Source organism: Limnohabitans sp., from assembly GCF_040400975.1.
Taxonomy (GTDB): Bacteria; Pseudomonadota; Gammaproteobacteria; order Burkholderiales; family Burkholderiaceae_C; genus Limnohabitans_A.
The window spans coordinates 63016-79139 of record NZ_JBBAPF010000009.1; the positions used below are offsets into that span (position 1 = coordinate 63016).

Here is a 16124-nt window from a genome sequence, read left to right on the forward strand (position 1 = left end):
TAGGCCTTACATGCTCCAATTCGACCTGCTCAAAACCGACCCGTCCAGCCATGCCCGCCGCGGCACATTGACCCTGAACCACGGCGTGGTGCAAACGCCCATCTTCATGCCCGTCGGAACCTACGGCACCGTCAAAGGCGTGATGCCCCGCAGCCTGCACGAAATGGGCGCGCAGATCATTTTGGGCAACACCTTTCACCTGTGGATGCGGCCGGGCCTGGACATCATGAAAGGCTTTGGGGGCCTGCACCCGTTTGAAAAATGGGACAAACCGATCCTCACCGACTCGGGCGGGTTTCAGGTCTGGTCGCTGGGCGAGATGCGCAAGATCACCGAAGAGGGCGTGACCTTTGCCAGCCCTGTGAACGGCGACAAGCTGTTCATGTCGCCGGAAGTGAGCATGCAGATCCAGACCGTCCTGAACTCGGACATCGTGATGCAGCTCGACGAGTGCACGCCTTACGAGACCAAAGGGCATCTCACGACCGAGGCCGAAGCCCGCAAGTCGATGGAGATGAGCCGCCGCTGGGCCGTGCGCTCCAAAGACGAGTTTGCGCGGCTGGAAAACCCCAACGCCCTGTTCGGCATCGTGCAAGGTGGCATGTTTGAAAACCTGCGCCAGGAATCGCTCGACGCACTGGTCGAGATGGATTTCCCCGGTTACGCGGTGGGCGGCGTGAGCGTGGGCGAGCCCAAAGACCTGATGCTGCAAATCATGGCCCACACGCCGCACCGCTTGCCTGCGCACAAACCGCGCTACCTGATGGGCGTGGGCACGCCCGAGGATTTGGTGCAGGGCGTGGCCGATGGGGTGGACATGTTCGACTGCGTGATGCCCACCCGCAACGCCCGCAACGGCACGGTGTTCACCCGCTTTGGCGACCTGAAACTGCGCAACGCCCGCCACAAAAATGACCCGCAACCACTCGACACCAGCTGCACCTGCCATGCTTGTGCAGGCGCATCCGGCGTGTCGTGGGACCAAGGCGGACGCGATGGGTTCAGCCGCGCTTACATGCACCACCTGGACCGCTGCGGCGAAATGCTCGGCCCCATGTTGACCACCATCCACAACCTGCACTACTACCTGAACCTGATGAGCGAAGTCCGCGCATCGCTCGAGGTTGGTCAGTTTTCAGCGTTCCGGGCGCAGTTCAAAACAGATCGGGCGCGGGGGGTCTGAGCCTCACACCCCATCCAGGCCCTGGCGGGTGGCGTCGGCTTGTTGCCGAATTTGCGCCTTGTCGTCTTCGCCCATCTTGCCCACGTGTTTGACCATGAGCGCGGTGCGCGGGTTGCCCGCAAAGTCTTTTTCGTGGCGAATCAAAAAGTCCCAGTACAACGTGGTCATGGGGCAGGCACTGGGGCCCGTGCGCACTTCAGGTTGGTAACAGCAGCCTTTGCAGTAATTGCTCATGCGGCTGATGTACTGGCCGCTGGCCACATAGGGTTTGCTGGTGAAACGCCCGCCGTTGGCGTGCAGGGCCATGCCCAGGGTGTTGGGCGTTTCCACCCACTCCACCGCGTCAATGTACATGGCGCGGTACCAAGCACTCACTTGCTGCGGTGACAAGCCGGCCAGCACCGCAAACTGCCCGGTGACCATGAGCCGCTGGATGTGGTGCGCATACCCGTGTTGCAGGCTTTGGCCGATGGTGGCTTGCATGCAGGCCATCTGGGTGTCCCCCGTCCAGTACCACTGGGGCAAATCGCGGGTGTGGCCGTAGTGGTTGGCCTCGGCCATGTGCGGCATGTCCAGCCAATACACGCCGCGAATGAACTCACGCCAGCCCAGCACTTGGCGAATAAAGCCCTCGACGCTGGCCAGCGGCAAGCCGCGTGCGTGGTATGCCTGCTCGGCCGCCACCACCACCTCACGCGGGTTGAGCAGGTGCAGGTTCAGGCTGCTGCCCACCAGGGCGTGCCAGCCAAAGGGCAGCGTGGTCCACATGGCGTCTTGCCATGCGCCAAAGTTCTCAAGGCGTTGGTCCACAAAATGCTGCAGTGCCACGAGCGCGTCTTCGCGGGTGACGGGCCAAGCAAAAGTGTCAAGCGTCCCGGGGTGCTCGGCAAAGCGTGTGTTGACCAGGTCGATCACATCTTGCGTGACGCGGTCGGGCGCAAAGCGGGCCGGCGGCGGCACCGTACCGGGGCCTTTGGCGCCAAAGCCTTTGCGGTTCTCGGCATCAAAATTCCATTGCCCGCCAATCGGCTCTTTGCCCTCCATCAAGATGCCGTGGCGTTTGCGCATCTCGCGGTAAAAGAACTCTAGGCGCAGCTCTTTCTTGTCGCCCGCCCACTTGGCAAATTGGGCACGACTGCACAAAAAGTGCGTGTCAGCCACCCAGCGCAACAGCACTTGGGCCTGCTCGGCAACGTCTTCGATGAGCCGTTCCATGCGCCAAGCCCCTGCCTCCATCACCACCAGCGCTTTGGGGCGTTGCTCTTGCAGCGCATGGGCCAAGCGACCGGCAAAGTCAGCGGGCAAGGCCTTGTCGTCGACCCTCATATAAGTACAGGGCATTTTGCGGCGGTGCGCTTCATTGGCAAAGTGCCGCATGCCCGACAAAAAAATGGCAATCCGCGCTTTGTGGTTCCAGACTTCGCCCGCTTCGCTGTCGGCTTCGATCATCAACAAGCGGTCTTGGTCAGGGTCAAAGTCGGTCAAGGCCGGGTTGTCCCAACCGAGCTGGTCGCCCAATACCAAGATCAGGTGACGTGTCATGAGGCGGCTTTCTTGCGCGGAGTGGGTGTAGGTGCGGAGGTTGATGAAACAGGACTCGCGTTGGCTGACTTGGGTTTGTCGGCCCGGCAGCGGTCGCTGCAGTACAGCACTTGGTCCCAGTTTTTGGCCCAGCTCTTGCGCCAGCTCATGGCGCGGCCGCAAACCACACAGGGTTTTTGCGGCAACTCCTGTTTGTTCCCCTTAAAACCAGAGGGTTTGGGCATCCATTTTTCCAATCGCGTTAGGCTGGCGTGACAATAAGGCCAAACAAGTTTAAACTGATCAGTCACAAAATGGAATTAAAAGTGCAAATGAATCACTCATGGGTCAAACAATGGGGCAGCAACCTCTTGCTGGCGCTGGTGGCAGCCGCGCTGGGCCTGGGCATGGAGGCCGCTTTGGCCAGCCCCAACACCGCCTCAAGCACCGAAAAAGTCGCGTGCCCGGCCATCTTGAACCACACATTTGACCGGCTCCAAGACGAAAAGCCCCAATCGCTGTGCCAGTACGCGGGCAAAGTGGTGTTGGTGGTCAACACCGCCAGTTTTTGCGGTTTCACCTCCCAATACAAGGGGCTTGAAAACCTGAACACCCAATACAAAGACCAAGGTTTGGTGGTTTTGGGCTTTCCGTCGAATGATTTTTCACAAGAAAAAGGCAGCAACAAAGAGATTGCCGCCTTTTGTGAAAGCACCTTCGGCGTGAAGTTTCCGATGTTCACCAAAACCCAGGTCACCGGCGATGGCGCGGCACCCTTTTTTAAACAGCTGACCGCGCAAACCGGCCAAAAGCCCCGCTGGAACTTTCACAAATACCTGATTGGCCGCGACGGCAAGGTGATTGACCAGTACAGCAGCATGACCGGCCCTGAGAGCAGGACCTTGGTATCGGCCATCGATAAAGCCCTGAAAGCCAAGCCATGAACCCCACACCGAAGCCACGCATGAAATTGGCGATTGTGGGCTCGGGCATTTCCGGCCTGGCCGTGGCCCACACCCTGAAAGACCACGCCGACATCACTGTGTTTGAGGCGGGCGACTATTTCGGTGGCCACACCCACACCGTGGACATCACGCTGCCCAAGCCGCAAGGCATGGTCACGCATGGCGTGGACACGGGTTTTTTGGTGTTCAACGAGCGCACCTACCCCAACCTGATCAACCTGTTTGCCGAGCTGCAGGTCGAGACCGCCCCGTCCGACATGTCGTTTTCAGTCAAAGTGCCGGGCGCGCTGAATGGCCGCACGCTGGAGTGGAGCGGCACCGATCTGAACAGCGTGTTCGCGCAGCGCGGCAACCTGCTCAACCCGCGTTTTTGGCGCATGTTGCTGGATGTGATGCGCTTCAACGCTCTGTGCACCCGCATTGCCAAAGAACAGCGCGAAAAAGAGCTGCAGCAGCCGCTTTCAGACTTTTTGCGCACGCACAAATTCAGCGAGCCGTTTCGTGATTGGTATTTCCTGCCCATGCTGGGCTGCATCTGGAGTTGCCCGACTGATCAAATGCTGCAGTTTCCGGTGGCGACCATGATCCGGTTCTGCCACAACCACGGCCTGATCCAAGTGACCAACCGCCCGCAGTGGTTCAGCGTGGTGGGCGGTGCCCGAAACTATGTCGAGAGAATTTTGGCGGGCGTGCACGACAAACGCCTGAATACGCCCGTGCGACTGATCGAGCGCGACGCGCATGGCGTGCGAGTCATCACCGATGGCCATGCCGAGCGCTTTGACCAGGTGGTCATCGCCACCCACACCGACCAGGCACTGGGCCTGCTGCGTGAGGCATCTGGCGAAGAGCGCAGCCTGCTGGGGGCCATTCGCTACCAAGACAACCGCGCCGTACTGCACACCGATGCCAGCGTGCTGCCTGCCAACCCCAAGACCTGGGCCGCTTGGAACTACGAGCGCGCCACCAGCAGCGAACGCGAATCCTCTCGGGTGTGTTTGCACTATTTGCTCAACCGTTTGCAACGCATCCCGTTTGAGCAGCCCGTGGTGGTCTCACTCAACCCAGTGCAACCGATCGACCCGTCCACCATCGTGGGCGAATACGACTATGCACACCCGGTGTTTGATTTGGCCGCCATCGAGGCACAAAAGCGCTTGCCCCTGTTGCAAGGCCAGCAGCACACCTGGTATGCCGGCGCCTGGACGGGTTATGGCTTCCACGAAGACGGCCTGAAATCGGGTCTGCAAGTGGGTCGCGCCTTGCTCAAAATCATCCACGAACAGGCCGGGCCTGTTCAGGACAAACTGGCCGCATGACGCCCACACCGGTCCAGGCCAACAATGCCCTCATCGGCTGGGGACAGGTGCGCCACACGCGCCGCCGCCCGGCTCACCACGCTTTCGCCTACACCACCGCGTTTTTGATGCTGCCCATGCGCAGTGTGCAAACCGGTCGTTGCCACACGGCATTGGCCATCAACCGCCGCGCCTGGTTTGCCTTTCACGATGCCGACCACGGCGATGGGCGTCCAGCAGAGACCGGCGGCGCCTTGGCTTGGCTCGATGCCTTGCTGACCAAAGAAGGCATCATGGATGCCACAGGCGAAGTTTGGCTACAGGCTTTTCCCCGCGTGCTGGGCCATGCCTTCAAGCCCGTGAGCTTTTGGTACGCGCACCGCGCCGATGGCGCTTTGGCCGCCATCGTGGCCGAAGTGAACAACACCTTTGGTGAACGCCACTGTTATCTGTTGCCCGAGCCGCAATACGGCCAAACGATCTTGGCCAACAAAGTTTTTCACGTCTCGCCCTTTTGCGATGTGCAAGGCGAGTACCGCTTTCGTTTCATGCGCACACAGCACAACGGACAAGACCGCATCGTGGCGCGTGTGGACCATGGCGATACAGATGGCCCTTTGATCGACACCAGCTGGAGCGGCGTGCTCGAGCCCGCCACTGCAGCCGCTTTGCGACGCGTGATGTGGCGCTTTCCGCTGCTGACCTTTGGCGTGGTGGCCCGCATCCACTGGCATGCGCTCTTGCTGTGGCTGAAAAAAGTACCGTTTTGGCGCAAGCCCGAACCGCCCCGCGATTTTGTGACCCGTTGAAGACTGGACCCCACCGGATGCCACCCTCCATGAAGACTGCCGACCACGCCCAAGCCTTGGGCCTCCGAACCGCCACCATTTCGCACGCCAGCCTGCCCAAAGCCGCTGCACGCTTGCTGCGCCTGTTGACGCGCCTGAAGATTGGCACGCTCACGGTGCACGCGCCCGACGGCAATCTTCAGGTCTTTGGCACGCACGAGGCCCCGTTTGCGGCTCTGCACATCCACCGTTGGGAGATGTGCGCCGAGGTGCTGAAATCGGGCGACATTGGTTTTGCCGAGGGCTACATGGCCGGCGACTGGACCACGCCCGACCTGGCCGCCCTGCTGCGCCTGACCATTGCCAACCGCGACCACATCGAGAGCGCGATTTATGGCCACTGGCTAGGGCGTTTGTTCTACCGCGTCAAGCACTTGCTCAACCGCAACAACCGCACCAACAGCCGCAAAAACATCCACGCCCACTACGACTTGGGCAATGCGTTTTACGAGCTGTGGCTGGACGGCACGATGAACTACTCCTCGGCCTGGTTCGAAGGCGACCACAGCCAAAACATGGCCGACGCCCAAAAAGCCAAGGTGCACCGCGCCTTGCGCATGGTCAATGCCAAGCCTGGCGACCGTGTGCTGGAAATCGGCTGCGGCTGGGGCGCCTTGGCCGAAGCGGCCACCACCGAGTTTGGCGCGCACATCACGGGGGTGACCTTGTCCACTGAGCAGCTGGCTTTTGCCAATGCCCGCATGCAATCGCATGGTGTGCAGCAACGCGCCGATTTGCGTTTGCAGGACTACCGCGACATCCAAGATGGGCCTTACGACGCGGTTTGCTCGATCGAGATGATCGAGGCGGTCGGCCAAGCGTACTGGCCCACCTATTTTCAAACCATCAGCCGAATGCTCAAGCCCGGTGGCCGTGCCTGCGTGCAGAGCATCACGATCGATGACCGATTTTTTGAGCGCTACTTGCAATCGACCGACTTCATCCAGCAATACATCTTTCCGGGGGGTTGCTTGCCCAGCCCGAGCGAGTTCCGCAAACAGGCGCAAGCGGCGGGGCTGCAGGTGGTGGACGAGCTGAACTTCGGCCCCGATTACGCCGAGACCCTGCGCCGCTGGCGCGAAAGTTTCATGTCCCAACTCGACACCGTGCGGACCCTGAAATTTGACGACCGCTTCATCCGCTTGTGGTCCTTTTATTTGGCGTACTGCGAAGCTGCATTCGATGAGGCCAACATCGACGTGGTGCAGTTCACCTTGGCCAAACCCGGGTAATGACCATGCACACCTCATTGACAAGCCGCGCCATGTCCTGGCTGCTGCAGCAAGGCTGGCGACACGGATTTTTTCTGGTCTTGTGGGGTGGCCTGTTGAGCGCAACGCAAGCGCAAAGCACCAATGTGACCAGCCCCAACGCCGGCTTCAGCCGCCCCGAAGTGGCGGGCTTGGGCGGGGTGGTGCCCACCGCGCCGGTGCGCCTGCGGGTATGGGGGTTTGAGGTGTACGACGCCAGGTTGTGGACACCCCGGGGTTTTCGGCACAGTCAGGCCATGCAACAAGCCTTTGCCCTGGAGCTGCAATACCTGCGCAAACTGGAAGGCTCAGCCATCGCCAGCCGTTCGATCGACGAAATGCGGCGCGTGGGCAGCTTCACCGATGCACAAGCACAAGCTTGGCTGGCGGCCATGCGCGAGCTGTTTCCCAATGTGAGCGCGGGTGACCGCATCACAGGCGTCAATCTGCCGGGTGAAGGGGCCGAATTTTGGGTCAATGGCCAACGCGTTGGCGCCGTCAAGGACGTCAATTTCGCACGTTTGTTTTTCGGCATCTGGCTCGATGAACGCACCTCTGAACCCAAGATGCGTGCGCAACTGTTGCAAGGCCTGCAACCATGAATGACATGGCCCCGGTGACCCCCAGCGCTGTGCAGCGCAAGACCTCGGCAGCTTATGGCGTGCTGGGCTTGCCTTTGGCGTTTGTGGCTTTGCCGGTTTATGTGCATTTGCCCAACCTGTATGCCCAGCAGTACGGCGTGCCTCTGGCGGCACTGGGTGCGGTGCTTTTGCTCAGCCGCAGCATCGATGCGGTGGTGGACCCTTGGTTGGGCCGCTTTGGCGACCGTTTGTACCGCCACTCTTGGCAAGCGGTCTGGGTGGCTGCCTTGCTGCTGGCCACGGTGGTGGCGCTGGGCTTTGCGGCACTGTTTTTTCCACCGGCTGCGTCTTTGTCGCCTGCTGGCTTGTTGTGGTGGGTGGGCTGCGCCTTGACGCTCAGCCATTTGGCCTACAGCGGTCTGGGCATCTTGCACCAGGCTTGGGCAGCGCGGCAAGGTGGCGGTGGCATCGCACAAAGCCGCTGGGTGGCGTGGCGCGAAGGTTTTGCTTTGGTGGGCGTGTTGCTGGCTTCGGCCCTGCCCGCCATCTGGGGCTGGGAGCTGACCACCGCATTGCTGGTGGTGATGTTGGCGCTGGGTTTGTTCACTTGGCAGCGCACCGCCCAAAAAGCAGAGCCAGCGATAGCCACGCTGGCCACCGGCCATGAAGCCAGTAGCCTTTGGCAACCTTGGAAGCACGCCGGTTTTCGTCGTCTTTTGTTGGTGTTCATGCTCAATGGCTTGGCGAGCGCTGTGCCCGCCACGTTGGTGCTGTTTTTCGTGCAAGACCTGTTGCAAGCACCCAAGGCCATGGAGCCGCTGTTTTTGGGCTTGTACTTTACCGCCGGGGCGCTGTCGTTTCCGCTGTGGCTCAAGGTGATTGACCGCATGGGCCTGTTGCGCACTTGGGCCACCGGCATGGCTTTGTCGGTGCTGGCTTTTGTGAGTGTCATCACGCTGGGCGCAGGCGATACCACCGGATTTTTGGTGGTGTGTGCCTTGTCGGGCATGGCGCTGGGCGCTGACCTCACGGTGCCCGGGGCTTTGCTCAACCAATTGATTGACCGCTGTGGCGAGCGCGGTCGCACAGATGGCGCTTTCATGGGCTGGTGGAATCTGGCCACCAAGCTCAATCTGGCTTTGGCCGCCGGGCTGTCGCTGCCTTTACTGGGTCTGTGGGGCTATGCGCCAGGCCAGCAAGATGCCGATGCCGTGATGGCGCTGGGCCTCGCTTATGGCTTGCTGCCCTGTGTGCTCAAGCTGTTGGCAGGGCTGGCTTTATACGCCAGCTTGATGCGTCAACCTGATTTGATTTTGGGGCCCGCACGGGCCCTCCCTTCGGCATGAGCCGCTTTGAATGTAGACAACGGGAGTTCTCCATGCGCCATCCAAACGCCATGATCCACCGCCGCACGGCTTTGACTCGCCTGGGCGCTTTGTCCGTGGTGGCAAGCACGCCCTTTTTGGCCAGCTGCGCCGGACCCCAAGTGCAAAACTACGCCCAGGAAAAACCTGTCCTAGATTTGCGCACTTATTTCACCGGCACCATCGACGCTTGGGGTGTGTTCACCGACCGCAGTGGCCAAGTGGTCAAACGCTTCACCGTGGTCATGGATTGCAGCTGGAATGGCGACGAGGGCGTGCTGGATGAAGCCTTTGTGTACTCAGACGGCACAACGCAGCGCCGCATCTGGAAGCTCAAAGCCGGACCCAACGGCACCTACACCGGCCGTGCCGACGATGTGGTGGGCGAGGCCCGGGGCCAAGTCAGTGGCAACGCGTTTCGCTGGGGCTATACCCTGGCATTGCCTGTCGATGGTCGGGTGTGGAACGTCGATTTTGACGACTGGATGTTCTTGATGGATGACCGCGTCATGCTCAACAAAGCGACCATGAGCAAATGGGGCGTGAAGCTGGGCGAGGTCACTTTGTCCTTCACGCGGCGCACGCCTTTGGCGGCCAAGCCGGGTTGATGCGCATGAATCCCAACCCCTCCAACACCGGACTGAACGCCATGGACGCGGTGCTGACGAGCGCCTCGCTGCAAACAGATATGGCCATACCCAAAGTCGGACCCCAAACGACAGGTGTCGCGCCATCGCAAGCCAAACCAGCGCCACGCAGCTGGCTGCAACTGAACACGCCCATGGCCGCTTGGCAAGGCCGCCGCGTCTGGTTGGTCGGCGCCTCCACTGGCATTGGCCTGGCTTGTGCCCAAGCACTGCGCATGGCAGGTGCCCACGTGATCGTCTCGGCTCGCAATCCACAAGGTGTGCTGGACTGGGCCAGGCAAGATGCGCATGTGCAGTGGCGTGCGCTCGATGTGAGCGACCCAGATCAAGTACAAGCCACCGCCAAAGCCCTGCAAGCCGAAGGACCGCTGGACCTGGTGGTCTATGCCGCAGGCTATTACCGCGCCCAACGCGCGACAGCCCTCGATCTGGACGACTTGCTGCAACACGACAAGGTCAACTACCAAGGCGCTTTGCAAGTCCTCGATGCGGTGCTGCCCGGCATGCTGGCACGCCAAAGCGGGCACATCAGTTTGCTCAGCAGTGTGGCCGGTTGGCGTGGCCTGCCTAATGGCTTAGCCTATGGCCCGACCAAGGCGGCCCTCACGCACTTGGCCGAGACCCTGTACATGGACTTGCAAGACCAAGGCATTGGCGTGAGCGTCGTCAACCCTGGCTTTGTGGCCACGCCGCTCACAGCACAAAACCAATTCACCATGCCCGCCTTGATCAGCCCAGAGCAAGCGGCCCAAGACATGCTCAAGGGCTGGGCCCAGGGCCAGTTCGACATCCACTTTCCCAAACGCTTCACGCTGTGGCTCAAGTTGCTGCGCTTGCTGCCTTACCGTTTGTATTTTCCGCTGGTGCGTAAATTCACCGGGCTGTGAATCCGAATTGAAAGCTGACCATGGACACCCGACAAGCCACGCAAGACCTGGCCACATTTTTTGAAACGCTGACGCCGCAAAGCATCTCGCGCTTGGGTGAGATTTACGCCCCCGAGGCCAGCTTCAAAGACCCGTTCAATGAAGTCCGGGGCTTGTCTGCCATCGAGGGCATTTTTCAGCACATGTATGTGGCGCTGGACAAGCCCCACTTTGTCGTCACGCATCAGGTGGTGGATGGGGATCAAGCCTTTTTGACCTGGGAGTTTCGCTTTCACTTCAAACGTTTTGACACCCAAACCCTGCAAGCCGTTCGGGGCGCCAGCCACGTGGTGTTCAACGGGCAAGGCTTGGTCACTTTGCACCGCGACTACTGGGACGCGGCCGAAGAGCTGTACGAAAAATTACCCGTAGTGGGCGGCTTGATGCGTTGGCTCAAAAAACGCGCCAACACCTGAGCCCTGGCCAAAGGCCAGTGGCATCAGAATTCAAAGCCACCTTGTCTGCGCACTGGTTTGGATGAGCTGCCGCTCAACAGAACTGATTTATCTCCTGTGCATCCAGTGCGTTTTAAATTGAACCCACTCAAAAATTTGAAGGGGCCCTATTGCTGGCTTTATTCCAACTTGATGCCTGCTTCTTTGACGACTTTGCCCCATTTCTCCATTTCAGAGACCATGAGTTGAGACATCGCGGCAGGGGTAGACAAACTGACTTCAACACCCGCGTCGAACATGGCTTTTTGTGTTTCGGGGGTGTTCATGATTTTGGCCACATCGCTGTTCAAACGATTGACGATGCTGGCAGGCGTTCCAGCAGGCGCCAACAGCGCCAGCCAAATGGTGGCATCAAAACCGGCCACACCCGCCTCTTGCATGGTGGGCACATTGGGCAACTGAGGAATGCGCTTGGCACTCGTCACAGCCAAGGCATTGAGGCGACCATTCGGGACTTGAGCCAAGGCATTGGGCACTCCCGCGAAACTGCTTTCCACCACACCAGCGACCAAGTCGGTTGCAGCCAAATTGCTGCTTCGATACGGTACGTGCTTGAGTTGGGTTTTGGTCATCGATGCAAACAAGCCGCCAATCAAATGCTGCGCACTGCCATTGCCGGACGAGGCGTAATGGATGCCGTCAGGCTGGGCCCTGGCCAGTGCAATGAACTCTTGCACGTTTTTGGCTGGCACCTTGGGGTTGGTCAGCAGCACATAGGGCGAGTCCACCAATTTGGTCACGGACACAAAGGCCTTGATGGGGTCATAAGGCACACTTTTGTAAATCCAAGGACTGATGACGTGCGTCGATGAAACAATCAACAGCGTATGGCCATCGGGTGCCGATTTGGCCACTTGGTCTGTACCGATCATCGAGCCCGCTCCGGGCCTGTTTTCGATCACGACCGGCTGCCCCAAGCTTTCGCTCAACTTGACGCCCAGAATTCGGGCCACCACATCGGTGAAACCACCTGGCCCGAAGGGCACCACAATTTTGACCGGCTTGGTCGGGTAGGTCTGGGCTTGGGCGGCACCCAAAGACAGGGCCAACAAGGCAGCAGCGCACACCGTGTTCAGTAGCTTTTTCATGTTTAACCTTTGTAGATGGGGTCTGGTTGAGAAAAGAAGCTGTGCAAAATTTGGTAAACCATCAGATGGTTTTTTTGCTGGAAACTGGCATGCGAGATGCCTTGCATGATGCTGAATTGTTTGTTGGTGCAGGGCAGCAACTTATAGAAGTTGATCAGATCGTCCAAGCTGGCAATACCGTCGTACTCACCGCGCATGATGAGCGTGGCGGCCTTGACTTGGGTGGGGTCTACCAAGGGCAATTTGGAACACATGTCCACATAGGTGCCCGTGGGCATGGATGAGTCCAAGGTGAGGATGGCATCGGCAAAGGCATCTTTGGTGGCCTCGTCAGCACACTCGGCATGGTCACGGTTGAAAATACTGTGCACAAAGGCGCGGTCAATCGAACGGCTGTTCTTGGCCAAAAATTCGGGTAATTTTTTGGCGCGCTCAGCCAAAGTTGGGCTGCCTTGCCCCGTCCAGACAAAGGCATCGAGCGCCAGCTTGGCTACGCGTTCAGGGTGCCGCTGTGCAAATAAGGCCGCCTTGAGTGCGCCAGACGATATGCCGTAGACCAGCAGTTGTTTTGCGCCCGTTTTTTGAAGGATGTATTCGCTGCCGGCTGACAGGTCATCGGCCCCGTTGCTGATGTCAAAGTTGATAGGGCGGTGTTTGTCCGAGCGGCCGTAACCCTCGTTGTCCATGCACCAAGTGTCAAAACCGCGCTCAGCAAACCAGTCCATGACCGACGAGTGCGGTCGACCTGGCACGTGCAAATCAAACGTGGGTTGTGAGGCCATGGACGAACCATGCACAAACAACACCGTGCCCGCATGCGGAACTTTGGGGGATGCGGCTTTTTGCCACAAGAAAAGACGGATGTCTTTTTTGTGCGTCCAGTGTTCTTGGCCACCAGACCATTCAACATTTGCCATGGTGCTTGTCTCCTTATTGGATTTTTAACTGCAAATCAAGCCTCTTGATGGGCTTTGAGGTTCATGCTGCGCCTATTGACGCCGCATAGTCAACGGAGCACTCAAAGAGGCGCTTTGAGGAAGTTCTCCAGTGCAAAGTGAAACTTATTTCGAACGACCCCCATCATCGGGTTGTGCGCAATGCCCGACAAAACCACAAATTGTTTGTCCTTGCTCGGCAACCGGGTGAAGAAATCCAACAAATCGGGCTCTGCGGCGATGCCATCGAACTCGCCACGGATCACCAGCGTGGGACAAGGGATGGCTTCAGGTTTGGCCAAAGGCAAGTTGGCACACATGTCCACATAGGTGCCTGTGGGCACTTCGCTGACCAAGGGCAGCTCGGCCGCCGCAATGGCTTTGGGTACGCTGTCTTCACTGGAGCCGGGTTTGTCGCGGTTGAACATGCCTTCATAAAAGGCCAAATCCACCTTGCGGCGTGGGCTGGCGCTGTATTCGGGCAGTTTTTTGCGGCGCTGCTCCAAGGTGGGCGAACCAGCACCGGTGTAAACCAGGGCCGAGAGGGCCAGGCGCGCCACGGTTTGGGGATGCGCTTCGGTGTACAGACAAGCGCGCAATGCACCGGAAGAAGACCCAAAAATATGGATCTTTTCAACGCCTGTCTCTTGCAAAACAAAGGGCACTACGGCCGCCAAGTCTTTGGCACCGGTGCGCACATCGCTGTTGCCACGGCCTGACCAACTGGATCGGCCGTAACCCTCATGATCCACGGTCCAAACGTCATAGCCGCGCTCAGCAAAAAAATCCATGACCGAGTAATCTTGGCCACCAGGCACTTGCAGGTCATAGGTATTGCGGCCCGAGACGGTCGAGCCGTGGACCAACAACAGCACGGGTTTGGCAACTTCACCCGCCACGGGGGCGTGTGCACGCTTGCGGTACACATACAGGCGAACGTCTTCGCGCTTAACAAAATACTCTTGACTCCAGTTCACAGGCGATCCTTGGTTTTGGTAAATAAAAATGGGGTTCAAAAGGCTGTGTCGACCTATCAGTCCACCTTGCCAATGCGCTTAACCAAAGCGCTCATGTCTTTCGCATCGGCCTGTACAAAACGCTCAAAGTCAGGGGCATCTTGGTACATGAACGAGGTTCCCGCAGAAGTCAGTGCGGCAACAGCACGCGCATCTTGCGCGGCAAAGCGAGCCGCTTGGCGCAAAGCGTCCACCACGGCGAGTGGCGTATCAGCAGGAACAAACATGCCGGACCATTGCGAGTACTGGATCGGCACACCCAACTCCTTGAGGCTGGGCACTTCGGGCATGCTGGCCAAACGACCCTCACCCCAATGCGCCAAAGCGCGCAAACGGCCAGAAGCAATGTGCTGTTTCACACTGGCAGGGCCGGTGGACAGCGCTTCAATTTGACCACCCAACAAAGACAGCACCGCAGGCCCCGCACCGGTGTACGGCACGTGCAACATGAATGAAGACGTTGCCGCTTTCAGCTGCTCCATGGGCACGTGCATCGTGCCGTAGTTGCCCGAGGAACCAAAGGATATTCGGCCCGGATTGGTCTTGGCAAAAGCGATGAACTCGGCATAGGTTTTCCACGGGCTGTCGGCACGCACGACCAACACAGTGGGGTCGGCTGTGAAACGCGCAATGGGCTTGAGCTGGCGAGTTTCATACAGCGGGGTTTGCTGCAGGATGCGAGCCGCTTCGGGCAACACCACCAAAGAAGACAGCGACATCAAGACCGTGTAGCCATCGCCTTTGGACTTGGCAACTTGAGCCATGCCAATGCCGCCGCCAGCGCCGCCTTTGTTCTCGACCACGACACTTTGCTTGAGGTGCCGCGCCATGGCTTCGGCCACAGGGCGGCCCACGGTATCGGCCACGCCACCCGGCGGAAAGGGCACCACCATGGTGATGGGTTTGGTCGGATAGGCTTGTGCCATCCCCGACATACCCGAACAGGCGATGGCCGCAACCATCACCACTTTGAGCCATTGTCTTGTTTTCATTTTTGTTTCCTCAAGGTGTTTCAAACGAAGCGGTTTTCGATGTGGCCCACGCCATCGATCTCAACGCGGATCACATCGCCCTTGGCGATGTAACGGGGTGGGCTCAGTCCCATGCCCACACCTGCAGGCGTGCCTGTGGCGATGATGTCGCCGGGGTAAAGGGTGATGCCGCGCGAAATGGTTTCAATCAAGGTGGGGATGTCGAAAATCATGTTCTCGGTCGGGCCGTCTTGGCGCAACTCACCGTTGACCCAGCAGCGCACGCGGGTTTGACGGCCGTCGACCTCGTCGGCGGTCACGATCCATGGGCCCATGGGGCAAAAGGTGTCGAAAGACTTGCCCATGTCCCATTGTTGGTGGCGCATCTGCACATCGCGTGCGGTCACGTCGTTGACCACGGTGTAACCAAACACATGCTTCATGGCATTGGCCTGGCTGATGTTTTTACCGCCTTGCCCGATGATCACGGCCAACTCGGCTTCATAATCAATCTGATCGGAAACTGCAGCGCCTGGCAGCTGCACATCGTCGGTCGGGCCCACCACGCATTCGGGCACCTTGGTGAACACGATGGGCCAGGCCTTGGTGTCAGCATTGCTGTCTTTGAAAACCGAAGCCTGCAGCTCTTTGGCGTGCGCATGGTAGTTCCGGCCGACGCACCAGACGTTGCGACGCGGGATTGGCAATGGAGATTCCAGCTTGACCGAGGACAGGGCCAAAGGGGTGCCACTCAAAGCGGGCAAAGCATGACCGGCCGTCATGGCATCAATCAGCCATTGGGCGCCATGGAGGGCCTGGGCTTCGGTCAGTGCATAGGGCGTGACCTGCAAGCCGTCAGCCGAAACCTGACCGACATGGCGTTTGTTGTTGAAAACAAAAGTGGCGATGCGCAAAATACTCTCCTGGGAACGGGCAGCACGCTGCCCCATGATGATGAGAATGGGCGCTGGAACAACCCATCTTTTCATCATAAAGAGCGAAGCAACTCGGGAGAGACGCGCACCGGACAAGGGGCTGCTTTTTGAAGCCCGCAACCCGTGCGCTCAGGCGGCAGA

General features: G+C 59.2%; 17 protein-coding genes. 10 read left to right on the plus strand and 7 right to left on the minus strand.

The features are described 5' to 3' along the window. The first annotated feature begins 10 nt into the window (after positions 1-10). A complete protein-coding gene (gene tgt / locus ABWQ00_RS07535; RefSeq protein WP_353238052.1) occupies positions 11-1183 on the plus strand; it encodes a tRNA guanosine(34) transglycosylase Tgt in 1173 nt (390 codons plus the stop codon). Positions 1184-1186: 3 nt separating this feature from the next. Here the strand turns inward: tgt and ABWQ00_RS07540 are convergent, their stop codons facing one another. Together ABWQ00_RS07540 and ABWQ00_RS07545 are read right to left on the minus strand one after the other, a co-directional pair. Next, positions 1187-2725: a cryptochrome/photolyase family protein gene (locus tag ABWQ00_RS07540; RefSeq protein ID WP_353238053.1), complete on the minus strand. Its 1539-nt coding sequence runs from the start codon at positions 2723-2725 to the stop codon at positions 1187-1189. Continuing rightward, entirely contained in the window at positions 2722-2949 is a 228-nt protein-coding gene (locus tag ABWQ00_RS07545; RefSeq protein ID WP_353238054.1) for a DUF2256 domain-containing protein, read from the minus strand. The genes ABWQ00_RS07540 and ABWQ00_RS07545 overlap by 4 nt, the downstream gene beginning before the upstream one ends. A gap of 87 nt (positions 2950-3036) precedes the next feature. Here ABWQ00_RS07545 and ABWQ00_RS07550 point away from each other — a divergent pair, with 87 nt between their 5' ends. The 9 genes from ABWQ00_RS07550 (at position 3037) to ABWQ00_RS07590 (ending at position 10999) form a co-directional block, all read left to right on the plus strand. Then, on the plus strand, positions 3037-3648 hold the full coding sequence (locus ABWQ00_RS07550) for a glutathione peroxidase (protein WP_502908097.1): 612 nt from the start codon (positions 3037-3039) through the stop codon (positions 3646-3648). 20 nt (positions 3649-3668) lie between these two features. After that, on the plus strand, positions 3669-4988 hold the full coding sequence (locus ABWQ00_RS07555) for an NAD(P)/FAD-dependent oxidoreductase (RefSeq protein WP_353238093.1): 1320 nt from the start codon (positions 3669-3671) through the stop codon (positions 4986-4988). After that, on the plus strand, positions 4985-5776 hold the full coding sequence (locus tag ABWQ00_RS07560) for a DUF1365 domain-containing protein (protein ID WP_353238055.1): 792 nt from the start codon (positions 4985-4987) through the stop codon (positions 5774-5776). Before ABWQ00_RS07555 ends, ABWQ00_RS07560 begins: the two co-directional genes overlap by 4 nt. A 29-nt stretch (positions 5777-5805) precedes the next feature. Then, on the plus strand, positions 5806-7047 hold the full coding sequence (locus ABWQ00_RS07565) for a class I SAM-dependent methyltransferase (RefSeq protein ID WP_353238056.1): 1242 nt from the start codon (positions 5806-5808) through the stop codon (positions 7045-7047). 5 nt (positions 7048-7052) lie between these two features. After that, entirely contained in the window at positions 7053-7667 is a 615-nt protein-coding gene (locus ABWQ00_RS07570; RefSeq protein WP_353238057.1) for a chalcone isomerase family protein, read from the plus strand. Beyond that, on the plus strand, positions 7664-8992 hold the full coding sequence (locus ABWQ00_RS07575; RefSeq protein ID WP_353238058.1) for an MFS transporter: 1329 nt from the start codon (positions 7664-7666) through the stop codon (positions 8990-8992). Before ABWQ00_RS07570 ends, ABWQ00_RS07575 begins: the two co-directional genes overlap by 4 nt. 32 nt (positions 8993-9024) lie before the next feature. Then, positions 9025-9618 carry a DUF3833 domain-containing protein gene (locus ABWQ00_RS07580; RefSeq protein WP_353238059.1) on the plus strand — a complete coding sequence of 198 codons (594 nt, stop codon included), beginning with the start codon at positions 9025-9027 and terminating at the stop codon, positions 9616-9618. Positions 9619-9773: 155 nt separating this feature from the next. Beyond that, complete coding sequence (locus ABWQ00_RS07585) at positions 9774-10544, plus strand: SDR family NAD(P)-dependent oxidoreductase (protein ID WP_502908098.1); 771 nt, start codon at positions 9774-9776, stop codon at positions 10542-10544. Between the two features lie 20 nt (positions 10545-10564). Then, entirely contained in the window at positions 10565-10999 is a 435-nt protein-coding gene (locus ABWQ00_RS07590; protein WP_353238060.1) for a nuclear transport factor 2 family protein, read from the plus strand. Positions 11000-11157: 158 nt separating this feature from the next. Here the strand turns inward: ABWQ00_RS07590 and ABWQ00_RS07595 are convergent, their stop codons facing one another. From ABWQ00_RS07595 to ABWQ00_RS07615, 5 genes are all read right to left on the minus strand, one after another. Beyond that, positions 11158-12126 carry a tripartite tricarboxylate transporter substrate binding protein gene (locus tag ABWQ00_RS07595; protein ID WP_353238061.1) on the minus strand — a complete coding sequence of 323 codons (969 nt, stop codon included), beginning with the start codon at positions 12124-12126 and terminating at the stop codon, positions 11158-11160. A gap of 2 nt (positions 12127-12128) precedes the next feature. Next, a complete protein-coding gene (locus ABWQ00_RS07600; RefSeq protein WP_353238062.1) occupies positions 12129-13043 on the minus strand; it encodes an alpha/beta hydrolase in 915 nt (304 codons plus the stop codon). Between the two features lie 101 nt (positions 13044-13144). Further along, positions 13145-14038: an alpha/beta hydrolase gene (locus tag ABWQ00_RS07605; protein WP_353238063.1), complete on the minus strand. Its 894-nt coding sequence runs from the start codon at positions 14036-14038 to the stop codon at positions 13145-13147. 56 nt (positions 14039-14094) lie between these two features. Continuing rightward, on the minus strand, positions 14095-15069 hold the full coding sequence (locus ABWQ00_RS07610) for a Bug family tripartite tricarboxylate transporter substrate binding protein (RefSeq protein ID WP_353238064.1): 975 nt from the start codon (positions 15067-15069) through the stop codon (positions 14095-14097). Between the two features lie 20 nt (positions 15070-15089). Next, on the minus strand, positions 15090-15962 hold the full coding sequence (locus tag ABWQ00_RS07615) for a fumarylacetoacetate hydrolase family protein (RefSeq protein ID WP_353238065.1): 873 nt from the start codon (positions 15960-15962) through the stop codon (positions 15090-15092). Between the last annotated feature and the right edge of the window lie 162 nt (positions 15963-16124).